At 56.4% G+C, this 26,136-nt stretch carries 21 protein-coding genes; 16 read left to right on the top strand and 5 right to left on the bottom strand.

Annotation, left to right across the window (positions count from 1 at the left end):
* Positions 1-12: 12 nt before the first annotated feature.
* The 8 genes from thrC (at position 13) to nrdR (ending at position 10,364) form a co-directional block, all read left to right on the top strand.
* Entirely contained in the window at positions 13-1,473 is a 1,461-nt protein-coding gene (gene thrC, locus DW937_RS00695; RefSeq protein WP_120119785.1) for a threonine synthase, read from the top strand.
* Between the two features lie 34 nt (positions 1,474-1,507).
* Positions 1,508-2,191, top strand: coding sequence for a metallophosphoesterase (locus DW937_RS00700; RefSeq protein WP_005941928.1), 684 nt, complete (start codon positions 1,508-1,510; stop codon positions 2,189-2,191).
* A 209-nt stretch (positions 2,192-2,400) separates the two neighbouring features.
* A complete protein-coding gene (gene tig, locus DW937_RS00705; RefSeq protein ID WP_120119786.1) occupies positions 2,401-3,717 on the top strand; it encodes a trigger factor in 1,317 nt (438 codons plus the stop codon).
* Positions 3,718-3,863: 146 nt separating this feature from the next.
* On the top strand, positions 3,864-4,460 hold the full coding sequence (clpP, locus tag DW937_RS00710; protein ID WP_005941935.1) for an ATP-dependent Clp endopeptidase proteolytic subunit ClpP: 597 nt from the start codon (positions 3,864-3,866) through the stop codon (positions 4,458-4,460).
* Positions 4,461-4,501: 41 nt separating this feature from the next.
* On the top strand, positions 4,502-5,824 hold the full coding sequence (gene clpX / locus DW937_RS00715) for an ATP-dependent Clp protease ATP-binding subunit ClpX (RefSeq protein ID WP_097777745.1): 1,323 nt from the start codon (positions 4,502-4,504) through the stop codon (positions 5,822-5,824).
* Positions 5,825-6,054: 230 nt separating this feature from the next.
* The gene (locus tag DW937_RS00720) at positions 6,055-7,338 is read left to right on the top strand and encodes an aminotransferase class I/II-fold pyridoxal phosphate-dependent enzyme (RefSeq protein WP_118527346.1); all 1,284 of its coding nucleotides are present in this window, start codon (positions 6,055-6,057) and stop codon (positions 7,336-7,338) included.
* Positions 7,339-7,518: 180 nt separating this feature from the next.
* The gene (secF, locus tag DW937_RS00725; RefSeq protein ID WP_120119787.1) at positions 7,519-9,855 is read left to right on the top strand and encodes a protein translocase subunit SecF; all 2,337 of its coding nucleotides are present in this window, start codon (positions 7,519-7,521) and stop codon (positions 9,853-9,855) included.
* Positions 9,856-9,893: 38 nt separating this feature from the next.
* Complete coding sequence (gene nrdR / locus DW937_RS00730) at positions 9,894-10,364, top strand: transcriptional regulator NrdR (RefSeq protein ID WP_044953681.1); 471 nt, start codon at positions 9,894-9,896, stop codon at positions 10,362-10,364.
* 52 nt (positions 10,365-10,416) lie between these two features.
* Here the strand turns inward: nrdR and DW937_RS00735 are convergent, their stop codons facing one another.
* Together DW937_RS00735 and DW937_RS00740 are read right to left on the bottom strand one after the other, a co-directional pair.
* Complete coding sequence (locus DW937_RS00735; RefSeq protein WP_005941949.1) at positions 10,417-10,785, bottom strand: DUF4363 family protein; 369 nt, start codon at positions 10,783-10,785, stop codon at positions 10,417-10,419.
* A 9-nt stretch (positions 10,786-10,794) separates the two neighbouring features.
* Positions 10,795-11,487 (bottom strand): DUF421 domain-containing protein, encoded by a 693-nt coding sequence (locus DW937_RS00740; protein WP_243111394.1) that lies wholly within the window; start codon positions 11,485-11,487, stop codon positions 10,795-10,797.
* Between the two features lie 78 nt (positions 11,488-11,565).
* Between DW937_RS00740 and DW937_RS00745 the strand changes: the two genes are divergently transcribed.
* From DW937_RS00745 to DW937_RS00755, 3 genes are read left to right on the top strand one after another with little or no spacing between them, the layout of a single operon-like run.
* On the top strand, positions 11,566-13,026 hold the full coding sequence (locus DW937_RS00745) for a spore germination protein (protein WP_243111395.1): 1,461 nt from the start codon (positions 11,566-11,568) through the stop codon (positions 13,024-13,026).
* On the top strand, positions 13,023-13,823 hold the full coding sequence (locus DW937_RS00750) for a hypothetical protein (RefSeq protein WP_120119790.1): 801 nt from the start codon (positions 13,023-13,025) through the stop codon (positions 13,821-13,823). The genes DW937_RS00745 and DW937_RS00750 overlap by 4 nt, the downstream gene beginning before the upstream one ends.
* Positions 13,820-14,791: a hypothetical protein gene (locus tag DW937_RS00755; RefSeq protein ID WP_120119791.1), complete on the top strand. Its 972-nt coding sequence runs from the start codon at positions 13,820-13,822 to the stop codon at positions 14,789-14,791. Before DW937_RS00750 ends, DW937_RS00755 begins: the two co-directional genes overlap by 4 nt.
* Position 14,792: 1 nt before the next feature.
* On the opposite strand, the gene DW937_RS00760 is transcribed toward DW937_RS00755, so the two are convergent.
* Genes DW937_RS00760 through DW937_RS00770 form a run of 3 tightly spaced genes read right to left on the bottom strand, consistent with a single transcriptional unit; the run spans position 14,793 to position 18,612 of the window.
* Positions 14,793-16,142: an ATP-binding protein gene (locus tag DW937_RS00760; RefSeq protein ID WP_120119792.1), complete on the bottom strand. Its 1,350-nt coding sequence runs from the start codon at positions 16,140-16,142 to the stop codon at positions 14,793-14,795.
* Positions 16,139-16,828: a response regulator transcription factor gene (locus DW937_RS00765; RefSeq protein ID WP_120119793.1), complete on the bottom strand. Its 690-nt coding sequence runs from the start codon at positions 16,826-16,828 to the stop codon at positions 16,139-16,141. The genes DW937_RS00760 and DW937_RS00765 overlap by 4 nt, the downstream gene beginning before the upstream one ends.
* Positions 16,825-18,612: a Na/Pi cotransporter family protein gene (locus tag DW937_RS00770; protein WP_120020220.1), complete on the bottom strand. Its 1,788-nt coding sequence runs from the start codon at positions 18,610-18,612 to the stop codon at positions 16,825-16,827. Before DW937_RS00770 ends, DW937_RS00765 begins: the two co-directional genes overlap by 4 nt.
* Positions 18,613-18,910: 298 nt before the next feature.
* Here DW937_RS00770 and hprK point away from each other — a divergent pair, with 298 nt between their 5' ends.
* The 5 genes from hprK to DW937_RS00795 are packed head-to-tail and all read left to right on the top strand — an operon-like array spanning position 18,911 to position 26,121.
* Positions 18,911-19,846 (top strand): HPr(Ser) kinase/phosphatase, encoded by a 936-nt coding sequence (gene hprK, locus DW937_RS00775; RefSeq protein WP_005941969.1) that lies wholly within the window; start codon positions 18,911-18,913, stop codon positions 19,844-19,846.
* A gap of 28 nt (positions 19,847-19,874) precedes the next feature.
* On the top strand, positions 19,875-20,771 hold the full coding sequence (gene murB, locus DW937_RS00780; RefSeq protein ID WP_120119794.1) for a UDP-N-acetylmuramate dehydrogenase: 897 nt from the start codon (positions 19,875-19,877) through the stop codon (positions 20,769-20,771).
* Positions 20,772-20,805: 34 nt separating this feature from the next.
* A complete protein-coding gene (rapZ, locus tag DW937_RS00785) occupies positions 20,806-21,669 on the top strand; it encodes an RNase adapter RapZ (protein ID WP_097777756.1) in 864 nt (287 codons plus the stop codon).
* A 16-nt stretch (positions 21,670-21,685) separates the two neighbouring features.
* A complete protein-coding gene (whiA, locus tag DW937_RS00790; protein WP_120119795.1) occupies positions 21,686-22,615 on the top strand; it encodes a DNA-binding protein WhiA in 930 nt (309 codons plus the stop codon).
* Positions 22,612-26,121, top strand: coding sequence for a DNA polymerase III subunit alpha (locus DW937_RS00795; RefSeq protein ID WP_120119796.1), 3,510 nt, complete (start codon positions 22,612-22,614; stop codon positions 26,119-26,121). Before whiA ends, DW937_RS00795 begins: the two co-directional genes overlap by 4 nt.
* Positions 26,122-26,136: the final 15 nt, after the last annotated feature.

A 26,136-nucleotide genomic window follows, 5' to 3' on the forward strand; every position in this document is an offset into this window, starting at 1 on the left:
GGAGCAACAACAATGCAGTTTTTTAGTACCAGAGACCAAAACCGCAAAGTGACTTCCTCGGAAGCGATCGCACAGGGCCTGTCCAATGAGGGCGGTCTGTTTGTACCGGAAAGCTTTCCGCAGGTGGATGTGAAGGCACTGTGTGAGCTGGACTACCCGGCCATGGCAGCTGCCGTCATCAAAGAGTATCTGACCGACTACTCGCAGGATTTCCTGACTGAAGCTGCCCACAAGACCTACGGAGAGGCCTTTGGCGGCAAGGCAGGCTATCTTGCCCCGGTGGAAGGGGACACCTATGCCTTAGAGCTGTGGCATGGCCCTACCTGTGCATTCAAGGATTATGCTCTGCAGCTGATGCCGAAGCTTCTGGTGGAAGCCAAAAAGAATCTGGGCCGCACGGAAAAGACCCTGATCCTTGTGGCGACCAGCGGCGATACCGGCAAGGCAGCTCTGGACGGCTACCATGATATCCCGGGCGTGGAGATCGCAGTGTTCTATCCCACGGGCGGCACCAGCGAGATCCAGCGCCTGCAGATGGCAACGCAGGAGGGTGCCAACGTGGCAGTGTACGCTGTGCGCGGCAACTTTGATGATGCACAGACCGGCGTGAAGAAGGTCTTTGGTGACACTGCCATTGCAGCAGAGCTTGCCAAGCGGAACATCCGCCTGTCCAGCGCCAACTCCATCAACTGGGGCCGTCTGGTGCCGCAGATCGTCTATTACTTTGCCGCCTATGCCCAGCTGCTCAAGGCGGGCAGGATCACCTTCGGCGATGAAGTGGACTTCTGCGTACCCACCGGCAACTTCGGCGACATTCTGGCAGGCTACTATGCAAAGCGCATGGGCCTGCCCGTGGGCAAGCTGGTCTGCGCTTCCAATGAGAACAACGTGCTGACCGATTTCCTCACCACCGGCACCTACACCGCAAAGCGGGAGTTCTTCAAGACCACCTCGCCCAGCATGGACATTCTTGTGTCCTCGAACCTCGAGCGCCTTCTGTACCATGTCATCGGCAGTGATGCCGAGGTGGCGGGCCTGATGAAGAGCCTTGCCGAGACCGGCAGCTATACTGTGCGTCCGGAGACGCTGGCTGCCATTCAGGAGAACTTCTCCTGCGGCTGGAGCAGTGAGGAAGAAGTGGCAGGGGAGATCCGTGTCCGCTACGAGAAGGACAATTACCTGTGTGATACCCACACCGCCGTTGCGTTCCATGTGGCAGCGCAGAAAAAGCGCGAGGGCGTGCCCATGGTGGTGCTGTCCACCGCGTCTCCCTTCAAGTTCCCGCGCAGTGTGCTGGAAGCACTGGGCCGCACCGCCCCGGAAAATGATTTTGAAGCAATGCAGCAGCTGGAAGCAGTCTCTGCGCATACCGCACCGGCAAGCCTTGCCGCACTGCGCCAGAAGCCGGAGCGCTTTAACACCGTGATCGATCCTGCACAGATCGCCGAGGTGGCGCTGGGCTATCAGGAATAACACATCCTGCTGCATTTAGAACAGGAGTAAAAACATGGCACTTTTTGTGCTTGGCGATACCCACCTTTCTCTGGGCGCTTCCAAGCCGATGGATATTTTTCCCGGCTGGAATGATTATGTGGAGCGCCTTGAGAAAAACTGGCGCAAGCTCATCAAACCAGAGGATACCATTGTATTGGCGGGCGATATCAGCTGGGCCATGCGCCTGACCGATACCCGTAAGGATTTTGAATTTCTGCAGAGCCTGCCCGGGCAGAAGATCATCATGAAGGGCAACCACGATTACTGGTGGTCTACCGTGAACAAGATGAATGCCTACCTCAAAGCAGAAGGCTTTGATACCCTGCACATTCTGCACAACAACTCCTACAGTGTAGAGGGGTATGCACTGTGCGGTACCCGCGGCTGGCTGTTTGATGCAGGCGAGGCCCACGACGAAAAGGTGATGAACCGTGAGATCGGACGGCTGCGCATGAGTCTGGATGCCGCCGAACCCGGGCTGGAAAAGCTGGTGTTCCTGCACTATCCGCCGGTGTATACCGGCACCAGTGCGCCGGAGATCGTGGCCACCTTAAAGGAATACAGCATCAGGACCTGCTACTATGGCCATCTGCACGGCAATGCCATCCGCTATGCGGTGCAGGGCGATGTGGATGGCATCCACTACAAGCTGGTCAGTGCCGATGGGCTGCGTTTTTGCCCGTACCGCATCAATTGAACCGTTAAAACCAATAAAAATTAACAATTTGGGCTGGCAATTGTGTCAGGAGCGTGCTATAATAGTTTTTGACGCGATTGTTGCACCCAATTGAGCGCGCGCGTCCCCGCATATTGCAAAAGCAAGTTCATCCAGGACGCAGTGCGCGGTTGCAAAGGGCAAAAACTTCCTGCCCTGCGCAATAGAATTTTTGAGTGGAGGAAAAACAAATGAATTTCATCAAGTGTGAAAAGCTCGAGAAGAGCATGGCAGAACTGCAGTTCTCCATCGACGCAGAGGCTTTCAAGAAGGCTGTTGCCGATGTTTTCAAGAAGGAAGGCAAGAAGTACGCTGTTCCCGGCTTCCGTAAGGGCAAGGCTCCCCGCGCTCTGATCGAGAAGATGTACGGCGCTGATGTCTTTACCTATGATGCCATCAATGAGCTGTTCCCCGAGGCTTTCGAGGCTGCTGTCAAGGAAGCTGGCGTTGAGCCGGTCGGCCGTCCGGAGGTCACTGTTGACTCTGCTGATGAGACCAACGGTGTCACCCTGACCGTCAAGGTCGCTGTCAAGCCCGAAGTCAAGGTTGGCAGCTACAATGGTCTGACGGTTGAAAAGACTGTCCATACTGTTTCTGACGAGGCTGTTGAAGCTGAGCTGAAGCGTGTGCAGGAGCGCAATGCCCGTGAGCTGACCCGTGAGGGCGCTGCTGAGAACGGCGACATCGCTGATATCGACTTCGAGGGCTTCGTCGATGGCGTGGCTTTCGAGGGCGGCAAGGCTGAGCACTACAGCCTGACTCTGGGCAGCGGCAGCTTCATCCCCGGCTTTGAGGATCAGATCGTGGGCCACTCCGCTGGCGAAGAGTTCGACGTGAACGTTACCTTCCCCACCGAGTATCAGGCTGCCGAACTGGCTGGCAAGGCTGCTGTGTTCAAGATCAAGCTGCACGAAGTGAAGTACAAGGAGCTGCCTGCTCTGGATGACGAGCTGGCTAAGGATTGCTCTGAGTACGACACTCTGGACGAGTTCAAGGCTTCCATCCGCAAGAACAATCAGGAGCAGCTGGACAAGCAGGACGATCTGGCTGTTGAGAACGCTCTGGTGGATCAGGTCATCGAGAGCATGGAGGGTGAGATCCCCCAGGCAATGTATGATGCCCGCATGGACGAGATGGTCAACGACTTCGCATTCCGCGTGGAGCAGCAGGGCCTGCGCCTCGAGGACTACCTGAAGTATATGGGCCAGACTATGGAGCAGTTCCGCGCTTCCTTCATGCCGCAGGCTGAGAAGCAGGTCAAGATCCGTCTGGCTCTGGAGGCTGTTGCTGCTGCTGAGAACATCGGGGCTTCCGAGGAGGAAGTTTCCGCTGAGATCAAGCGCATCGCTGACCAGTACAAGATGGAAGAGGACAAGGTTCGTGAGCTGGTCAATGTTGACGACCTGAAGAAGGATCTGGCCATCAACAAGGCCATCGACTTCATCAAGAGCCACGCAAACATCGTGGAGAAGGCTGCTGAGGAAGAGAAGACTGCAGACGCTGAGTAATCAGCTCCTGTGTTCCTTTGAAGCGGGCAGTATGCTGCACGGTTTCAATCAAAGGTTGTAAAAATTGACCGATACGGCAGAACCGGCAGGGAAACCGTATCGGTCAATTTTGCAAATACTATATTCCATTTCAGGAGGCGAACTTTATGAGTTTTGTTCCTTACGTTGTGGAACAGTCGTCCCATGGCGAGCGTTCCTATGATATTTTCTCCCGTCTTTTGAACGATCGCATCATCGTTCTGAGCGAGGATGTCAACGATACCTCCGCCAGCCTTGTTGTGGCACAGCTGCTGTATCTGGAAGGGCAGGACCCGGACAAGGACATCAGCCTGTATATCAACAGCCCCGGCGGCTCCATCAGCGCCGGCATGGCCATCCACGATACCATGCAGTATATCAAGTGCGATGTTTCCACCATCTGCATGGGCATGGCAGCTTCCATGGGTGCCTTCCTGCTGGCAAGCGGCACCAAGGGGAAGCGTTTTGCACTGCCCAACTCGGAAATTCTGATCCATCAGCCGCTGATCGGCGGGCAGGGCGGCGGCCTTTCCGGCCAGACCACCGATATCAAGATCCATGCCGAGCACATGGTGTATATCCGCGATAAGATGAACCGCATGCTCAGCGAGTACACCGGACAGCCGCTGGAAAAGATCCAGCTGGATACTGAGCGCGACAACTATATGTCCGCACTGCAGGCAAAGGAATACGGCCTGATCGATGAGGTCATTGCCCACCGCTGAGCCGCCGACATTTAATTTACCCAGGATAAGGAAAAACAGCTATGGCAAATAACAATTCCGGCAGAGACAAAAACGAAAAGGATCTGGTCTGCAGCTTCTGCGGAAAGCATCAGGACGAAGTGGAGCGTATGATCATCGGCCCCGGTGTCAATATCTGCAGCGAATGCATCGGCCTGTGCCACGACCTGCTTTCCGACAAGCCGGATCAGCCCAAAAGCGCCCGACCGGCCCGCGGTGCAAACCGTGCACACATCCAGCCTGCGGACGATCTGGATATCAACATCCTGACCCCGGCCGAGATCAAGGAAGGTTTGGATCAGTATGTGATCGGTCAGGACGAGGCAAAGCGTGTGCTGGCCGTCTCGGTCTACAACCACTACAAGCGCATCCTCAGCGGCAAGGGCAGCGATGTGGAGCTGCAGAAGTCCAACGTGCTGCTGCTGGGTCCTTCCGGCGTGGGCAAGACCCTGCTGGCACAGACTCTGGCAAAAATGCTGGGCGTTCCCTTCGCCATTGCCGATGCCACCACCCTGACCGAAGCCGGTTATGTGGGCGAAGATGTGGAAAACATTCTGCTCAAGTTGATCCAAGCAGCGGATTTTGATGTGCAGAAGGCACAGATCGGTATTATCTATATCGACGAGATCGACAAGATCACCCGCAAGAGTGAGAACCCCTCCATCACCCGCGATGTGGGCGGTGAGGGCGTGCAGCAGGCCCTGTTGAAGATTTTGGAGGGCACTGTGAGCAATGTTCCTCCGCAGGGCGGCCGCAAGCACCCGCAGCAGGAGTTCATCCAGATCGACACCACCAACATCCTGTTCATCTGCGGCGGTGCATTTGATGGCTTGGATAAGTATATCCTGCGCCGCACCGACAAGTCCGCACTGGGTTTCGGCAGCAGCCTGAAGGATAATTCCAGCGAAGCGGAGAAGGCTTTGCTGCGCAAGGTGGAACCCCACGATCTGGTCAAGTTCGGCCTGATCCCGGAACTGATCGGCCGTCTGCCGGTCATTACCGTGCTGGACGATCTGGACGAGGACGCTCTGGTTCGCGTGCTCAAGGAGCCGCGCAACAGCCTTGTGAAGCAGTATAAGGAACTTCTGAGCATGGATAATGTGGAACTGAACTTCACTGATGAAGCACTCCACGCCATTGCCCGCAAGACGATCGAGCGCAAGACCGGTGCCCGCGGCCTGCGCAGCGTGATGGAAAGCATTCTGCTGCCCATCATGTACGAGGTGCCCACCGATGCTACCATCATCCGCGTAACTGTGGATGAAGACACCGTGGAAGGCGGCGAAGCACATCTGGAATACGGCGCGGTGCGCAAGCGCTATAAAAATCAGGTCGCTCTGAGCTGACGCTTTTAGCGTACAGCAGGGGAGCAAAGAACCGGCATTCAAGCTCTGTTTCAAAAGCTTTTTGCTTTTGGCAGGGCTTTTTGCTTTATTATTCTTGTTTCCGAGGGCAAAATGTACTATAATATTAAGGTCTGGAATGGCATGGGGAACGCTCCCTGGCAGGAATGCTCCGCAAAATGCCGCTCTGGCGCTATGGGTAACAGGAAGTACGATAAAGGAGTGTGTTTCCAATGGCAAATTATCTTGCAATGAATCGTGATGAACTCACTGCCGAAAAGGCAGCGCTCGAAGCAGAGTATAAAAAATTTCAGGCCAAGGGTCTCAAGCTGAACATGGCCCGCGGCAAGCCCGGTCCTCACCAGATGGATCTGGCTATGGACCTGCTGAAGATGAATGACTATACCACCGATGCCGGTACGGATGCCCGCAACTATGGCGAGCTGGAAGGCCTGCAGGAGGCCCGCGTGCTGTTTGCGGATGTCTTTGGCGTAAAGCCGGAGGAAGTGTTCGTGGGCGGCAACTCCAGCCTGCAGCTGATGTATAACCTCGTCAATATCGGCTATGTGTTCGGTTTCCCGGAGTCTCCGTGCCCCTGGTCTCAGGTGGAGAAGCGCAAGTTCCTCTGCCCGGTGCCCGGCTATGACCGTCACTTTGCTATTACCGAGGAGTTTGGCTTTGAGCTGGTCAGCGTGCCTATGACCCCCAATGGCCCGGATATGGACATTGTGGAAAAGCTGGTGGCCGAGGATCCTGACATCAAGGGCATCTGGTGTGTGCCGCAGTATTCCAACCCCGATGGCTACACCTACAGCGATGAGACCATCGAGCGTTTTGCCAAGATGAAGACCGCTGCGCCTGATTTCAAGATCTTCTGGGATGAAGCCTATATCGTCCATCACCTGACCGATGAGATCATCGAGACTCCGGTGCTGCTGAACGAGAGCAAGAAGTACGGCAACGAAAACCGTGTGTTCATGTTCACTTCCACCAGCAAGATCACCTTCCCGGGCGCAGGTGTCTCTGCCATTGCCTGCAGCGAGAGCAGCATGAAGTATATCTGCAAGCGCTTCTCGGTCATGATCATCAGCTACGACAAGATGAACCAGCTGCGCCACGTCCGCTTCCTGAAGAACAAGGAAGGTGTGCTGGCCCACATGGCAAAGCACCGTCGTCGTCTGGTGCCCTGCTTTGATGCCGTCAAGACCGCATTCAAGAACAACCTCATCCCCTGCGGGGATATTGCCCACTGGACGGACCCCAAGGGCGGCTACTTCATCAGCCTGTATGTGATGCCCGGCTGTGCAAAGCGCGTGGCGGGTCTGTGCAAGGATGCGGGCCTGACCCTGACCGGTGCCGGTTCTGCATATCCCTATCACAAGGACCCCGAGGATTCTCACCTGCGCATTGCGCCCACCTATCCCAGTCTGGACGAGGTGGAAACCGCTTCCGAACTGCTGTGCATCTGTGTGCGTCTGGCTGTGGCAGAAAAACTGCTGGCTGACAAGGCAGACTAACATTTTTTGATTTTATCTCCTCTGTGCGGCCCATCTGGGCCGTCAGGGGAGTTTTGTCGCAAGAAAGCCGGCACGACGGCCCCCTTGCGGAAATGATAAGGCCCGCCGAAGCAGGCGGTCCGCGCTAGAATACGGGCGGCAGCTGCAAGAACTGCTGCTTTTGGAGGTTCTCTGAATTTTATGAAAACAAAAGGCAAAGCATGGCATCTGATCGCCACAGTGCTGTTGATCGTGGTATTTGTGTATACTGCGTTCTTCGGTGTGTATGCCAAGTACGGCGATACGACCACGACCTACATCAAAGGTGCAAAGGATATCCGCTTCGGTGTGGATATCAAGGGCGGTGTCAACGTCACCTTTGTGCCGTCGGATGGCTACGATGCTACCGAAGAACAGCTGGAAGCAGCCCAGCTCGTCATTGAGAACCGTCTCGTGGCGCTGAATGTGACCGACTACGAGCTGTATGTGGACAACAATTCCGACAGCCTGATCCTGGAGTTCCCGTGGCAGTCCGGTGAGACAGATTTTGACCCGGAAGCTGCGATCGATGAGATCGGCACCACCGCCTATCTGACCTTCCGCGAGGGAAGCAGTGCGGACGGTGAGCTGATCCTGGACGGCTCCATGATCGAGAGCGCCGCAGCTCAGTATGGCCCCGTCAGCAATGGCGGCGCTTCGGAATATTTCGTCTCCCTCAAATTTACAGAGGACGGTGCCAAGGCATTTGGCGATGCTACCACAAAGCTGGCTGCATCAGGCGGCACCATCAGCATCTGGCTGGACGATGAAAACGTGAGCACGGCTACGGTCAACACCGCTATTACCGATGGCTCTGCCATCATTACAAGCTCGGCTTCCAATCCTTTCACGCAGGAGCAGGTCGTCAAGATGGCCCGCCAGATCAACTCCGGCGCACTGCCCTTTGCACTGACGGTGGACAGCTATTCCACCGTCAGCCCCAGCCTGGGCGAGAACAGCCTGAGCGCCATGGTTTTGGCTGGCCTGATCGCCTTTGCACTGATCGTGGTGTTCATGACGATGCTGTACCGTCTGCCGGGCTTCCTTGCATGTATTGCACTGGCTGGTCAGGTGGCAGCAACGCTGGCGTTCGTTTCCGGCTACTTCCCGGTGTTTGAAAGCTTTACCATGACCCTGCCCGGCATCGCAGGCATCATCCTTGCCATCGGCATGGGCGTGGATGCCAATGTTATCACGGCAGAACGCATCAAGGAAGAGCTGAAAAACGGCAAGTCTCTGGATGGCGCACTCAAGAGCGGTTTTGCCCGCGGCCTGACCCCCATCGTTGACGGCAACGTGACCATCGTCATCGTGGCCATCGTGCTGATGGGTGCCTTTGGCCCCTCGGACGGCATGTTTGCAAAGGCACTCCACTTTGTGTTCTTTGCCTTTGGCCCCTCCACCGCAGGCACTATTTATGCCTTCGGTTACACGCTGCTCACCGGCGTGCTGCTGAACTTTGTGTTTGGCGTGTTTGCTACCCGTGTGATGATCCGCGGTGCGGCATCCATCAAGGCACTGCGCAACCCTTGGCTTTACGGCGCTGAAAAGCCCGGCAAGGAAAAAACCGAGAAGAAGTCCATCGACTTTGTGGGCCTGCGCAAGCGCTTCCTGACGATCTCCTCCTGCCTGATGGCAGCCATCGTGCTGTGCGCTGTGGTTTTGGGTGTCCATCTGGATACCGAGTTTACCGGCGGTGCCATGATCACCCTGAGCTACGAGGGCAGCTTTACCATGTCGGATGTGCAGAAGGTTGCATCCTCTGCATTGGAGAATAACGGCCTGACCCTGCAGACCGGCGAGAATGTTGCTACCGGTGGCCAAACCCTGAAAATCTCGATGCCCGGTACCGAAACAGTGACTACCGAGCAGGTGGCTAAGCTGCTGGACAGCCTGAACGAAAGCTGCCCGGACAACAATTTTGAACAGCTGTCGCTAAGCAACGTCAGCGCTGCCATGGGCACCAAGTTCCTGCAGAAGAGTCTGGTTGCCGTGGTGTTTGCACTGGTGCTGATCCTGCTGTACATCGCCCTGCGCTTCAAGAATATCGGTGGCCTGACCGGCGGCATGATGGCAGTGCTGGCGCTTGTGAACGACCTGATGGTGGTGTTTGGCACCTTCGTGCTGCTGCGCACCGCGCTGGATGGCAACTTCATTGCCGCCATGCTTACCATCCTTGGCTACTCCATCAACGATACCGTTGTGGTCTACGATCGTATCCGCGAGAACCGCACCCTGATGGGCAAAAAGGCATCCTTTGAAGAGCTGGTGAACCACTCGGTGAACCAGTCCGCCCGCCGCACCCTGATCACCACCATTACCACGGTGATGGCGCTGGGCGTTATGTGCATCGTGGCAAAGCTGTATGGTCTGGACAGCATCTTTACCTTTGCATTCCCGCTGATGATGGGCATGATCAGCGGCGTGTACACTTCGCTGTGCGTTTCCACCTCTGCGTGGGTGCTGTGGAGTGAGCGCAAGCCCAAGACCAAAGCCTAAAAACACAGCCCGGTCAGACCGGACAGGAGGAACAGAACATGAAGTGTCCCTATTGCGGAGCCGAGGAATCCAAAGTGATCGATTCCCGCCCCACCGAAGACAGCGAGCGCATCCGCCGCCGCCGCGAATGCCTGAGCTGCCATATGCGCTTTACGACCTATGAGGTCGTGGAGACTGTTCCGCTTGTGGTCATCAAAAAGGACAGCTCCCGTGAGCCGTTCGACCGGCAGAAGCTGCTCAACGCCATGGTGCGTGCCTGCGCCAAGCGGCCGGTCAGCTACGAATCGCTGGAGCGTGCGGTAAGCAGCATTGAGCAGACGCTGCTCAGCTCCTACGACCGTGAGATCCCCAGCGTGCGCATCGGTGAGCTGACCATGCAGGAACTGAAAAAGATCGACGAAGTGGCATATGTTCGCTTTGCATCGGTCTACCGTCAGTTTGCAGACGTGGAAAGTTTTTTCAATGAGCTGAAAAAGCTGATGGGCGACCGCAAGGAACCACAGAAATAATTTGCATCAGAACACCGGCTTTCGCCCAATGGGGCAGGGCCGGTGTTTTTGTTTATACCAGCCGGTGCGAGAGCCATTCCAGTGTTTCCACCTGTACCTGTGCGCGGCGCAGCTCACCAAAGGCTTCCTCTGGGGCACCCATTTCCAGGTGTCCGTCCGCCGCCCGCAGTGCAGCTTCCAGCTCGGTAAAATCTGCGGTGCGCAGCAGGTGGTTCATTTTGGTGCGCATTTGGTCGCACCGGTCGGCACCATCAGCAAGCGCCTGCCGGGCGGCAGGGTAGTCGGCATTGCGGATGGCTTCGGCGGCGGTGTCAAGGTCTGCCGAGATCACATCCGCAAAACTCTGCACCTTCCAGCTGCTGTAAAAGGCCACGCTCAGCAGTACGGCCACAATGGCGATACATGCATAGATCCGCTTCATCCGCTCACCTCAATGGGAGCCGCCGGCACGGCGGTTCTCTTTTTTTAGCAAAAAATAATCCTCGGTCTCGTTGCCGATCAGCAGCAAAATTTCTTCCGGCAGCAGGGTGTTGGCCTGCGCCGTGCATTCCAGCCACGCGCGGTCCTTGCCGCACCAGCGCAGGTTGTCTTCCAGCACCTGTCCGTCCAGCACAAAGGGAATGGTGGCGTTGGTATGGGTCACCTTCAGCTGCAGGTCAGCAAGACGGGCTGGCTCTTTTTCTGGCCGCAGTGCTGCCGAAAGGGTGCCGTTCGTCTCGATCACCGCGTAGGAGACCTCCCGTGGGTCAAAAATATTTTTACCGCGCAGCGCTTCCATCAGGTCAGCTGTAGTCAGCCGCAGCATCCGCAAGGCTTTCTGATCGATCTGCCCGTCCAAGATCACCGTTTTGGGTCTGCCGGAGAGAAAGTTGAAGAATTTCTGGCTGCGGAAGCTCAGCACGGAGCCCAGCAGCTCCAGCGCTGCAATGAGAAACAGCGGGATCAGGCTGGATGTGATGGGCACCTCTTCCGATTCAATGGAGATGGATGCCAGATTGGAAATGAGAATGGTGGACACCAGTTCTTCGGGCTGCAGTTCGCCCAGCTGGCGTTTGCCCATCAGCCGCATGGCAAACAGAACGCACAGATAAATGATGATCGTGCGGCAGATCAGAAGCTTCAAGTAACAAGACCTCCTGTCGTTTCTGGCGGAATGGATGCCGCTGCAGCCGGGCATACTGCTGTGCAAAGGAGTGGTTGGATGCGGCAGTTATCACAGAGCCTTGCGGCAAATCTTGCGGTGCTGGACAAAATGTTTGGCACCTCTGCGGATTATTATGCCAAGGAGATCACGATTTATCATTGCAGGGGAAGCATCCTGCTGTTTGACGGCATGGCAAGTCTGGATTCTTTGTGGGAGCTTTTACTGGATGCGGCCAGCCGTCAGGCACCGCCGCAGCAGGCAGGCCAGCGTTGCACCGGGCCGCAGGTCTTTGAGCTGATCCTGCACGGCTCAGCCTTTCCGGCAGAAAGTGAGCCGGTAACAGATCTGGCTGATCTGATCAAACGAATGACGGCAGGCATGGCGGTCTTACTGCTGGACGGCTGTGCAAAGGGCATTGCCTTCTCGGTGCAGGGACTGAAGTTCCGCTCGGTAGACGAGCCTTCTGGGGAAGGTAATCTGCGCGGCTCCCGCGAAGGTTTTGCCGACCTGCTGCGGGTCAATCTGAGCCTGCTGCGGCGGCTCATCCGTACCGAACATCTGGTGCAGGAGGTGGCGCAGGCCGATACCGAAATGCAAACGGAATACGCCATCTGCTACTGCAAAAACAGGGCAGACTCCGCCATGGTGATCCGTGTGCGCAAAGCGCTTGCCGCTGCAAAGCCGGAGCTTTTGCTGGATTCCAGTTACTTTGTGCCGTGGCTGCTGCCGGGCAGGGCGCGGCTGTTCACGCCGGTAAGCTACACCGAGCGGCCTGCCGTGGCGGCGGCAAAGATCTGTGAGGGCAAGATCGTGGTGCTGGTTAACGGAAGTCCCTCTGCCATGGTGCTTCCGGCTCTTTTCTGCGAAAATTTTGAGTGCTTGGACGATTATGCATCCACCGCCGTGTTTTCCTCTTTTCTGCGCATCCTCAAATATGTTTCGTTCTACCTCACAGTATTTCTGCCGGGTGTGTTCGTCTGTCTGGCGGTCTACCTGCCGGAGCTGATCCCACCGCAGCTTCTGTACAAGATCGAAGCGGCGGAGAAGGCCACACCGCTGCCGCTGTTTGCGGAAATGCTGCTGGTCATACTCATTTTGGAGGTCATCCGGGAAGCAGGTCTGCGGATGCCGCAGTCGCTGGGGCATTCGGTCAGTCTGGTGTCCGCGTTGATCATCGGCGATGCTGCCATTGCCACCGGGCTTATGAGCACGCCGGTGATCTTTGTGGCAAGCATCACGGCCATCGCGGTGTTCGTCACGCCCTCTTTGTACGAGCCTGCTACGCTGCTGCGTCTGGGTGTGGTGCTGGCTGCAGGTCTTGCCGGGCCGGTGGGCCTTGCGGGGGCTTTTTTTGCAGTTCTGCTCAGTCTTTCCGGCACAGCCTGCCTGCAGGTGCCATATCTGGCGGCGCATCCGTTCCCGCAGCGGCCCATGGAAGAGGATGGCATCATCCGCCGCAACTACCGCCGTCTTTCAGCGCACGACTTTAATATCTGGCAGAAACGGGAGGGAAAATGATACAAAAACAGAAAGGCTTTTCTGCTCCCGTGCTGGCACTGAGCGTGTGGACAGCTGCGCTGGCAGAAGAAATGCAGACCGGTATCTCTCCGCGTGGGATGATCATTCATGGGGCGGTTCAGGCTCTTTTGCTCACATGCATCAGTGGGGTGTTCTCTGCCTGCTGGCAGCGGGCAGCCATGCAGTGGGTCTGGCTGTTTTCCGCAGGAGCATGGTTTCTGGCAGAGTTGTTTGGAACCGTAATGCAGGCCCAGAACATCTGCCAGCAGGAGTTCCGCTCCATGGCGCTGATCGGCCTGCTGCCGCTTTTGCTCTGGGCAGGGTGGTGTATTCCGCCTTCCGGCTGGGATGCTCCGGCACGGGTGCTGTGGTGGTTCGTGCTGCTGGGTGGGCTGGTCTGTCTGACAGGGCTTGCCGGGCAGATGGACTGGGCGCACCTGCTGACGGCAGATGCTGTGCAACTGGCCCGCTGGCCGCGTGTTCCGCTGTATGCGGAGTATTTGTTCTGGCCGCTTCTTGCAGGTTATGAAGATCCGCGCAGCATGTCCTGGCTGCCATGGCTCACCTTTCTGGTACAGGCGGGTCTTACTGCCGGGATGTGCCTCGTATTTGGCGCAGCGGATTACCCGGCACAGGAGCTGCTGCGGGCATGGAGCGCAGATGTTTTCTCCCGCATGGATGCGCTGCTTTTGCTCATCTGGCTCACCTGCGCGATCTTCCGCACCGGCTTTCTCTGCGCGGCAGTGCGTACCGTGTGGCAGCGCGCGGTGCAGTGCGGGAAAGGAGCGGTAAAATGAAGCAGAAGAAACTGCGCTCTCTCAGTGCGGTGCTTTTGATCGGGTGGTGCCTGATTTTTCTGCGCTGCGAGACCACCGAAAAAAGCATGGTTCGTGCGCTGTATCTTGCTCAGAAGGAACAGTCCATCACCGTAGGGCTGCTGTATCAGGCTCCGGAAGCCGCCGCCGATGCATCCGAGGCTTCTGGTGCTGTGCAGCTGCAGTTGGCGCAGGCGGACACGCTGGCAAAAGCGCTGGCGGCGGCTCAAAAGCAACTGCCGCAAAAGGCGGATTACCGCCTGTGCGATTATCTGCTGATCGATCAGGATGCATCGGCAGAGCTGCTTGCAGCGTATGAGCGTACGGTGCTGGAAAACAGGCAGGGCAGGGTATCGGCAAAAGTTTCTGTGCTGGAAATGGACGATGGATTTTTGGAGGAACTTCCAGCAGAAAAGCAGGAATTTCCGAACAAACTGCTTGAGCAGCTCAAGCAGTGCGCAGACCAGATGCCGAGGCTTTACCAGTATCAGGACGGAATGCTTCTGCCGCAGCTGCGGGCAGAGAAACAGGAAGTGGCACTTGCAGATACAAGCATCCTCTGGCGAGTGGAAAACAGCATTGAGCTGGAGGCCCGGCAGGCGGAAACAGCGCGGCTTTTGCTGGAAATGGGCGGCGTGCATACGTTCTGGCTGGAAGGTGAGCCGGTAACGGTCCGCCGATGCAGCGTGTCTGTCACCCTGCAGGAAGAAACTGCCAGTCTGCGGCTGGACTGTCAGCGCAGCTATGATACGCCGCAGCCCAGCGCCGCACAGTGCGAACAGCTGGCAGAACTGTGCACGCAGACGGTGCAGTCTTTCTGGCAGCAGGGCATCGACCTTGTGCATCTGCAGCAGCGCAGTGCATTGCAGAACGGTGTGGGCAGAGAAAAGATCACAATAAAAAACGCCTGCCCGCAATTGCAGGCAGACGTGAAATTTTTACCGATGTGATTCAGTTGGCAGTGGGGAAGGTGACAGTAATGGTAGTGCCCACATCCACCTGACTTTCCAGTTTGATGCGTGCGTTGTGGATGCGCGCGATATGCTTGACGATGGCAAGGCCCAGACCGGTACCGCCGGTAGCCTTGCTGCGGCTCTTATCCACACGATAGAAGCGCTCAAACACGCTGGACTGTGCTTCTTTCGGGATGCCGATGCCGTTATCGGCCACAGTCAGGGTGCAGTGTCCGTCGCGGCTGCAGGCTGTGGTGATCTGTACCTTACCGCCGGGACGATTATAACGGATCGCATTATCGCACAGGTTCTGGCATAGCTCGTCCAGCAGGGCACGGTTGCCGTGCACAAGAGCACTTTCGCCCAGACAGTTCAGCGAGATGTAAGCCCGGCGGGCATTCAGCTTCTGGCGCTCTACGCAGTCCTTGGCAACGGTAAGCAGATCCACTGTCTCCATCTCCGGCTCAGAACCGGCTTCGCTGGCGTTGTCCAGACTGGAAAGCTGCAGGATATCGTTCACCAGCTGGATCATACGGCTGGCCTCCACATGGATCTTCTGGGCAAAGCCCGGCACATCCTCAGGCTTTGCAATGCCGGTCTCGATCAGCTCCGCATAGCCGGAAATACTGGTCAGCGGGGTTTTCAGCTCATGACTGACATTGGCAGTAAACTCCTGCCGCATCTTTTCATTGTTCTCACGGAGGATGCGGTCAGAGTGGATGCTTTCGGCAAAGGGGACAAGCTCCTTATAGGGAACATTGTCCTGAATATGATCCAGATCTTCGGTCATGCTCAGCACAGGGGAGACCAATGCACGGGTGAGCAGAGCTGCCAGCACAGCGGCGGCCAGCATGAGTGCAACGCAGCTCAGCACGATGGCAGGCAGGGTCGAATCATAAATAGACCAGACCGTTTCTGCATCCTGTGCCATGCGCAAAATCTCACCGTTGGGCAGCAGTACGGCATAGTAATAGGTCTCGTAGCCCATGGTCTGGGAATCGCGGATGTCCCGGCCCACACCTTCGGTCATGGCCTGACGGATCTCCGGGCGGGAGAGATGGTTCTCCATGGGCTGATCGGTAGCAGATTCAAACAGCACGCTGCCGTCCTGCGAGATCAGGGTGATGCGCAGATCATTGGTAACAAAGAACGAAAGCTGCTGCGGGTCCTGCACCAGATCATAACCGGCGCTTGCCAGATCGGCTTCCCGCTCAAGGCTGGTCCATGCCTGAGCCGTGAATGCCTTGTGAAAAACAAAGATGCAAAGCGCCGCCGTGAACAGCAGACCGAGGAAGCCCATCAGGAACAGGCGGTAGCTGATCTTTTCTTCCATGCTGCGCAGCTTCATTCTTCACCGGCCTCCTCTTCATCGGTCAGCTTGTAACCCACCTTGCGCACAGTGCAGATGTATTTGCCGGCATCCCCCAGCTTTTTGCGCAGGGTGCGGATATGCATATCCACAGTGCGGCTCTCCACCGAAATGTCGGTGCCCCACACCACCTGCAGAATGGTCTCGCGTGTCACCACCAGATTGGTGTTCTCCAGCAGCAAACGCAGCAGGCTGTACTCCTTGTAGGTCAGCTCCACCGGCGTTCCGCTCACAGTCACGTTGTGACGGGCATTGTCCAGCAGGATCTCGTGAAAGCTGAGTACGTTGGGACGTGCTTCCGGAGCCGAGCGGCGCAAGGCGGCGCGCACCCGGCTCAAAAATTCCATGATGCCAAAAGGCTTTGAGATGTAATCATCGGCACCGCAGTCCAGCCCGCGCACGGTGTCCAGCTCACTGGATTTTGCAGTCACCATGATGACGGGCAGCCTGCGCAGGGAAGGGGTGTTGCGCAGCTTTTTCAGGATGGAAAAACCGTCCTCACCGGGCAGCATCACGTCTAAGATCACCAGTTCCGGCTCTGCAGCGTGCATGGCCTGCCAGAACAGCTCAGAGCTTTCAAAGCTGGTCACTTCGTATCCGCTGGACTGCAGGGCATACTGTTCCAGCTCCCGGATGGCGGCATCGTCTTCAACAATATAGATCATTTGTCAAAATCCTCCGCAGATTGATTTTCAGGGAAGAGATAGCGTTCACGGTAACGGTCAAGACGGCGATGGAATTCCTCACTTTCCTTGGTGTCATTGCCGTGACGCAGCTCGTTGAGGTATGCGTGGGTATCAAAGCTGTCCTGTGCAACCTCGATCTGTGCAACGGCTACGTTGCTGCAGTGGTCGCACACACGCTCATAGTTGGTCAGCAGGTCGTCCAGCACAAAGCCGTATTCAATGGAGCAACTGCCGGCCTGCAGGCGGGCAATGTGGTGGGCCTTGATGGCACGTACCAGCTCGTTGACCACGGCTTCCAGCGGTTCCACCTTGCTGGCAAGATGCAGATCACCCTTGCGGAAAGCATCAGTGGTGCGGTTCAGAATATCCTGCACCGCATCCTCCAGCACTTGCAACTCGTCGCGGGCATCCTGCGAGAACTGGATTTCTTTGGTGTGCATCTCTTCGGCAGATTCCATCAGGTTTACGGAATGGTCGCTGATGCGCTCAAAATCGCTGATGGTGTGCAGCAGAGTATTTACGCTCTGGCTGTCGGCATGGTTCAGCTCACGGCTGGAAAGCTTGACAAGGTAGGTGCCGAGAGCGTCCTCGTAACGGTCTACCTGCGTCTCTTCCTCGCGGACTTTCTGCGCAAGGGTGTCGTTCCACTCATGAGTCAGGCTCATGGCCTGCATCACGCCCACACGGGCAAGCTCTGCCATTTCAGCAGTTGCAGAGCGTGCACGCTCCACGGCCACGGCAGGGGTGTTCAGCAGGCGGTCATCCAGCAGCGCAAAGCTTTCCTTTTCCGGCGAATCCGGAATGGTGAGGATAGCAAGCTTTTCCAGCAGGTTTGCAAAGGGCAGCAGCACCAGCGTTGCCACGATATTGAACACCGAGTGCACCACAGCGATGCCCCATGCCTCGATGGTGGTGTTCACAAAAGCAAAGTGGCAGACCGTATTCAGGCCGTAAAAGCCGACAAGGAAGATGGTCACACCGATGATGTTGAAGTACAGATGGACCATGGCAGCACGGCGTGCATTCTTGTTGGCACCCACAGAGGAAATCAACGCGGTAACGCAGGTGCCGATGTTCTGACCCATGATAATGGGAATGGCACTGCCGTAGGTGATCACGCCGGTGGCGCTCAATGCCTGCAGGATGCCGACGCTGGCGCTGGAGCTCTGGATGATGCCGGTAACAAGGGCACCCACCAGAACGCCCAGAAGGGGGTTGGAAAAGCGGGTGAACAGGCTGGTGAACCATGCCTCGTTCTGCAGGGGCAGGACGGCGTTAGACATGGTGGTCATGCCAGTCATCAGCACGGCAAAGCCGATGAGGATGGTGCCCACGCCTTTTTTCTTCTCACTCTTACACATATACAGCAAAATGCCGATAAATGCAAGCAAAGGACTGAAAGAAGTGGGTTTGAGCAGATTGATGAGGAGGCTGTCGCCCTGCAGGCCGGAAAGGCTCAGGATCCAGCTGGTGACAGTGGTGCCCACATTGCTGCCCATGATCACGCCGATGGCCTGATGCAGCTCCATGATGCCGCTGTTGACAAAGCCGACCACCATGACCGTGGTAGCGCTGGAACTCTGGATCACAGCGGTGACGCACAGGCCAAGGAAAAAGCCTTTAAGGGGGTTGTCAGTCAGCTTGCTCAGGATCTTCTGCAGCTGGCCGCCGGCCTGCTTTTCCAGTGCTTTGCCCATGATGTCCATGCCGAACAGGAACAGGGCAAGACCTCCAAGCAGGGAAAAGACATTGAAGATGGTCATAAAGATTTCCTCACTTTTGTTTGACGTGTTTTTGATGTGTTTCTCCTGATTTTGAGTATACAGATGCAATGTAAAATCCAAAATCGAGGGAATGTAAAATCCGTGTAAAGGTAAGAAAAATGTAAAAAATCAGTACATGGCTGCGCTGCTGCGTGCATTCTTGCCGGGCTGCGAAAAAGCCGCCCGCACAATATTGTTTTTTACCGATCGTTCTATTATAATAATAAGAAGGAATCCTGTACGGTACCTGACAGCAGGCAGGGCTGTGCAGCAAAAGGGGAGCACAGGAGGAACAAGAATGGGCACATTCAATGTCTCGCTCAAAACGCTGACCGACCGTGTCAGCATGGAAGTTGTCTATACGCCGAAGGAACTGGATCAGATCTGTGTGGAGATCGCCGAAGTGAACCGCCCGGGTCTGTTTCTGGCGGGCTATTACGATTATTTTGATAAGCTGCGTCTGCAGATCATGGGTCTGGCCGAGATGAACTTTCTGTCCGGCCTTTCACCGGAAAAACGCTACGAAGCGCTGGATCAGCTGTTCCGTCAGCAGCCGCCGGCTGTTATCGTCTGCCGCAGCGAAGAACTGACCCCCTTCCCGGAAATGCAGGAGCTGGCCCAGAAGCATGGTGTTGCACTGCTGCGCTCCAACGAGACCACCTGCACTCTGATGGGCAGCCTGATCAGTGTGCTGAATCTGGAACTGGCACCGCGTATCACCCGCCATGGTGTGCTGGTGGAAGTGTACGGCGAAGGCATCCTGATCCTGGGCGACAGCGGCATTGGCAAAAGCGAGCTTGCCATCGAGCTGGTCAAGCGCGGCCACCGCCTTGTGGCAGATGATGCGGTGGAGCTGCGCAAGGTGTCCAACCGCCAGATCATGGGTACTGCCCCGGAGAATATCCGCCACTTCATTGAGCTGCGCGGCATTGGCATCGTCAATGTGGCCCGTGTGTACGGCGTGGGCGCGGTCAAGCTGAGCGAAAGCCTTGACCTTGTGGTTCAGCTGGAAGCATGGGACCCCACTAAGAACTACCAGCGCACCGGTCTGGAAAACGAATACTACGACATTCTGGGCGTCAGCATTCCCAGCACCAGCATTCCGGTCTCACCGGGCCGCAATCTGGCTGTCGTGCTGGAAACTGCAGCCATCAACAACCGCCAGAAGAAGATGGGTTACAACGCAGCGCGTGAACTGCTGATCCGTCTGGGTCTGGACGATAAAATGGATTGATCCCACACCGCAAAAGGAGCAAGTTATCATGGAACGATTCAAGCAGAAACTGCAGGCAGCAGCGATCCCGTTCAGGGAGAACGAACCGCTTGCGGCGCACTGTACCTTTAAAATCGGAGGCCCGGCAAAGCTGTTTGTCATGCCGGAAAACGAGCAGCAGCTCTGCAGTGCAGTTGCGCTTTGCAAAGAGCAGGCTGTCCGCTATTACCTGCTGGGCAACGGCAGCAACATCCTGTTTGCGGACGAAGGCTTTTCCGGCGTGGTGATCGATGTTTCGGCACTGGACGCAGAGATCGCGGTGGAAGATACAGTCCTGACCGCAGGCGCAGGTGTCCGCCTTGCGGCACTGTGTAAGGCGGCACTGAAGCATGGCCTGTCCGGGCTGGAATTTGCCTACGGCATCCCCGGCACGGTGGGCGGTGCAGTGTATATGAATGCGGGTGCCTACGGCGGCGAGATGAAGGACGTGCTCACCACAGTGCGGTATCTTGCGGCAGAAGGCGAGGTCAGAAAAGTGCCTGCCGCAGAGCTGGATCTCCGCTATCGCCACAGCATTTTTGAAGAGAACAGCGGCTGCATCCTCTCGGCACAGTTCCATCTGCAGCCCGGAAACGCAGCGGACATCCGTGCAAAAATGGATGAATTGATGGCCAAGCGTGTGGAAAAGCAGCCGCTGGATAAGCCCAGCGCCGGCAGCACCTTCAAGCGCCCGGCGGGTGCTTTTGCGGCTGCGCTGATCGACCAGTGCGGCCTGCGCGGCTATCGCCACGGCGGCGCAGCCGTCAGCGATAAGCACTGCGGCTTTGTGGTAAACCTTGGCGGCGCTACCTGTGCTGATGTGCTGGCACTCTGTGACGAGGTGCGCGCCATCGTAAAGGAGAAGACGGGCTACGACCTTGAAAAAGAGATCCGGGTCGTCCGATAACGGAAAAATCAAAAAAGGAGCGGTAGATCAGATTATGGAGCTGTTGATCGTCAGCGGACTTTCCGGTGCAGGCAAGTCGGTGGCTATGAATGCGCTGGAAGATATCGGTTTTTTCTGTATAGATAATGTTCCGGCCGGACTGCTGCCCAGCATCACTGCATTCTCGGAAGCGGGCGACAGCCAGCTGGAGCGGGTGGCTCTTTCCATGGATGTGCGCGGCTGCCGCACCAGCGAAGAGATCGAGCGTGCGCTCGACAAGCTGGATGAGCAGGGTGTGGATTATAAAATTCTATTTCTGGATGCCCCGGACGATGTACTCATGCGCCGCTACAGCGAGACCCGCCGCCGCCACCCCATCAGCATTGCCGAGGGCATTTCCACCCGGGAGGCCTTTGCAAAGGAACGCAAAATATTGAAGCCTTTGCAGGAGCGTGCAGATTACGTCATCAATACCGCCCTGCTTTCTACAGCACAAAACAAAGAACGCATCTGCGATCTTTTTGCGAAAAATGGCGGAGCCAAGGGCGCCATGCGCCTGACCGTGATGTCCTTTGGATTCAAATTCGGCATCCCGCCGGAGGCAGACCTTGTGCTGGATGTGCGCTGCCTGCCCAACCCCTTCTACGTGCCGGAACTCAAGCATAAGACCGGCCTTGATCAGGATGTGGTGGATTTTGTCATGAGCCACCCGGAAGCGCAGGAACTGCTCAAGCGGTATGAGAACTTTTTGCAGTATGCACTGCCGCTGTACGTCAAGGAGGGCAAAAGCCAGCTGACCATTGCGGTGGGATGTACCGGCGGCAAGCACCGTTCCATTACATTTGCGCGTAAGATCGCGGAATACTGTACCTCGCTCGGCTATGAGCCGGGCGTGCAGCACCGCGATGCCAAACGCTGACAGAATTCGAGGAAGTATGAGTAGTTTTGCATCCCGCGCGCGGGAGGAAATCGCGCAGCGCAGCATCCAGAAGGATTGCTGTGTGCGTGCGGCAGCTTATGGCATTGCGTGCTTTGCCAAATATTTTGATGCAAAGGGTCTGGTGGTGCAGACCGAGCAGAAGGAGACGGTGCAGGCTGCCCAGCAGCTGTTCGCACGCTGCGGCGTGCAGGGCGAGATCCTGCACAAGCAGCGGCCCAGCGGCATGCTGTATGAGTTCAACATCCGCGCGCCGGAGCAGGTGGCCCGGGTGCACGAGCTGTTCGGCACCACGGGCAGCGAGACCAGCCTGCAGATCGATCCCCGCCTTATCCGCTGTCAGACCTGCGTCAGTGCGTACATTGGCGCAGCTTTTTTGTGCAGTGGAACGGTCATTGATCCGCAGAAAGAATATAATCTGGAATTTCTTACCTCCCGCACCAATCTGGCACGGGACTTTGAAGCGCTGCTGGCAGAGCATGAGTTTGCACCGCACCGCACCCGCCGCAACGGTGTGAACTTGATCTACGTCAAGACCGGGGCCAATGTGGAACGGCTGCTCAGCTTTATGGGCGCTGGAAACGCTGCAGAGGAAATGCATGCACAAAAAGCCTTCAAACAGGTGCGCAACCAGACCAACCGACAGACCAACTGTGATACGGCAAACCTTGGCAAAACGGCCCGTGCCAATGCGCAGACGCTGAAGGCCATCCGCTTTCTGGAAGAGCAGAATGCCCTTAGCACTCTGCCGGAGGTATTGCAGGAGGCCGCTGCCAAGCGGATGCAGTACCCGGATCTTTCGCTCACAGCGCTGTGCGGCTGCTTTGAGCCGCCCGTGAGTAAATCCGGCCTGTCGCACCGGATGAAAAAGCTGGAGGCATTGGCCGAAAATCTGCGGCAGAATCTGGAACAGGAGGCAAAAGCATGAGCGAAGCATTAGCCAATACCCGGCCTTTTGTCCATCTGCACATCCACACAGAGTACAGCCTGCTGGATGGTGCCTGCCGCATTGACCAGCTGATGGATCGCGTAAAAGAGTGCGGACAGACCGCCATTGCCTGCACCGACCACGGCGTGATGTACGGCTGCGTGCAGTTTTATAAGGCTGCAAAAAAGGCTGGCATCAAGCCCATCATCGGCTGTGAGGTGTATGTGGCCACCCGCACCCGCTTTGACAAGGTAAATAAGATCGACGGCAACAACCACCTGATCCTGCTGTGCAAAAATGAGACCGGCTACAAAAATCTGATCAAAATGGTGTCGGCCGCCTTTGTGGAGGGCTTTTATTCCAAGCCCCGCATTGATAAGGAACTGCTGGAAAAATATCACGAAGGTCTGATCTGCCTGTCGGCCTGTTTGGCAGGCGAAGTTCCGCAGGCCATTCTGGCGGGCGATTATGAGCGCGCCAAAGCAGCAGCGCTGTGGTATCGAGACCTCTTCGGCGAGGAAAACTATTATATCGAGCTTCAGGACCATGGTCTGGAAGAGGATAATACTGTGCTGCCGCAGCTCATCAAGCTTGCACGGGAGACCGGCATTCCCATGGCGGCCACCAACGACTCCCACTATCTGCGCAAGGAGGATGCCAAAATGCAGGGCATCCTGCTCTGCATCCAGACCGGCAAGACCATTCAGGATGCGGATAAAATGGAGTTCCAGACCGACGAGTTCTATGTCAAAACGACAGACGAAATGTACGAGCTGTTCTCCATGGTGCCGGAAGCCTGCGAGAATACCGCCAAAATTGCCGAACAGTGTAACTTTGATTTTGATTTTGGACACACTAAAATTCCATATTACAAAGCGCCGAACGGTATGGATAATCAGGCGTTTTTTGAAAAGCTCTGCTGGGAAGGTTTGGAGCGCCGCTACGGCCCCAATGTTCCGCAGGCCAACAAAGACCGTCTGGAATACGAGATCGGCGTGGTCAAAAAGATGGGCTACACGAACTACTATCTTATCGTGTGGGACTACGTGAACTACGCCAAGAGTCAGGGTATCCCGGTAGGCCCGGGCCGTGGCTCCGGCGCAGGCAGCATTGCGGCTTACAGCGTGGGCATCACGGATATCGACCCCATCCGTTATAACCTGATCTTTGAGCGCTTCCTGAACCCGGAGCGCGTCAGTATGCCGGATTTTGATGTGGACTTCTGCTACGAGCGCCGTCAGGAAGTGATCGATTACGTCAACCGGAAATATGGTGCCGACCATGTGGCTCAGATCGTTACCTTTGGCACCATGGCCGCCCGCAACGCCATCCGCGATGTGGGCCGCGTGATGGGCATTCCGTATCAGCAGGTGGATGCTGTGGCAAAGCAGGTGCCCATGGAGCTGAAAATGACGCTGAAGCGTGCGTTGGAGGTATCGCCGGAACTTAAGCGGATGTACGATACCGACCCGCAGGTCACAGAGCTGATCGACACGGCCTTGAAGGTGGAGGGCATGCCCCGCCATGCTTCCACCCATGCGGCGGGTGTCGTCATTACCCCGGAGCCTACGGACTACTATCTGCCGCTGGCCACCAACGACGGCCTGCCTGTGACCCAGTTCAACATGACCGAGATCGAAGAACTTGGCCTTTTGAAGATGGACTTTCTGGGCCTGCGCACGCTGACCGTCATTCATGACGCGGAAACTGCTGTGCAGAAGCACCACCCGGAGTTCTCCATCCAGAAGCTGGATTACGACGACCCGGACACCTACAGGATGCTGGGGCAGGGAGACACCGAGGGTGTGTTCCAGCTGGAATCTTCCGGCATGAAGCAGGTGCTTGTGGGCCTGCAGCCGCAGAACCTAGAAGACATTATCGCTCTGATCAGCCTGTACCGGCCCGGCCCCATGGATTCGATCCCCACCTACCTGCGCAACCGCCACGAGCCAGACAAAATCAGCTATAAGACCCCACAGCTGGCTCACATTCTGGATGTGACCAATGGCTGCATCGTCTATCAGGAGCAGGTCATGCAGATCTTCCGGGAGCTGGCAGGTTTTTCTTTTGGTCAGGCAGACAATGTCCGCCGTGCCATGAGCAAAAAGAAACATGCCGTCATGGAGGCCGAGCGGGAGCACTTTGTGTACGGCTGCACCGATCCCGGCAACGAATGCCCCGGCTGTGTGGCAAACGGCATCTCTGAGAAAGTGGCCAATGAGATCTACGATGAAATGTCCAGTTTCGCTTCATATGCGTTCAATAAGAGCCATGCGGCCTGCTATGCCTATGTGGCATTCCAGACGGCCTACCTCAAGTGCCATTATCCCAGTGAGTTCATGGCGGCTTTGCTGACCAGTGTGCTGGATAACACGGATAAGGTCATTGAATATTCCGGCGAGTGTGCCCGCCTTGGCATCAAGGTGCTGCCGCCGGATGTGAATGTTTCCAACGGCGGCTTCACGGCGGATGGAAGCGGTCAGATCCGCTTTGGCCTGAATGCAGTCAAAAATGTGGGCCGCAACCTGATCGAGAATGTGGTGAAGGGGCGGCAGAATAAACCTTACACCGGCCTGTACGATTTCTGCAAGCGGATGCATGGCAATGAACTGAACCGTCGGGCAGTGGAGTGCCTCATCAAGGCCGGCGCATTCGATCATCTGGGCAACAACCGCCACAGCCATGTGGAGGCCGTAGAAGGCATTCTGAAGAGCATTGAGACCGACTCTCGGCGCAATCTGGATGGACAGCTGGATCTGTTCTCGGTGATGAGCGGGGAAGCACAGAGCGGTGCTTCCGAGGATAACTATGAAATAAAGCAGCTGCCGGAATACAGCCATAAGGAACTGCTCCAGCAGGAAAAGGAAGTCAGCGGCCTGTATCTGTCCGGTCATCCGCTGGATGCTTACCGGGAACAATCGGCACGCATTGCATCCCACACCATCAAGGATCTTACAGGGGAAGATGCCCATGTGAAGGATGGAGAAAAAGTGCGCATTGTGTGCGCGGTGGTAAAAAGCCGCATGATGACCACAAAGTCCAACAGCATGATGGCTTTTACCAGCGTAGAAGACCTGACCGGCACCATGGAAGTGATCGTATTCCCAAAGGTGTTGGATGCTTTCCGGGATTCACTGCACGAAAATGCAGTCGTCGTGATCGATGGCAGACTGTCGGTACGGGAGGATGAAGCTTCCAAGCTGCTGGCAGAGAGCATCGTCCCGATCGAAAATTACGATCCGGCCCGACTGGATAACGGCAGGCCGGACCCGATGAAAACGGCAGCAAAGAAGCTGTATATCCGTGTGCCTTCCCGCAGCAGCAGGGAATATGCAAAGGTGGTCAATCTGCTTGGCATTTTTGATGGGGACATGCCGGTGCTCCTGTATCTGACCGATACCAAGCAGTATCTGCGTGTGCCGCGCCATCTGTACGCATCCGGCCATCCGTTGCTGTTCAAAGAGCTGGAAAGGCTGGTCGGAACGGACAACATTGCAACAAAATGACATTTCCGTGCACGA

Origin of the sequence: Faecalibacterium sp. AM43-5AT (assembly GCF_003603345.1) — a bacterium.
In the GTDB taxonomy this organism is placed as follows: domain Bacteria; phylum Bacillota; class Clostridia; order Oscillospirales; family Ruminococcaceae; genus Faecalibacterium; species Faecalibacterium taiwanense.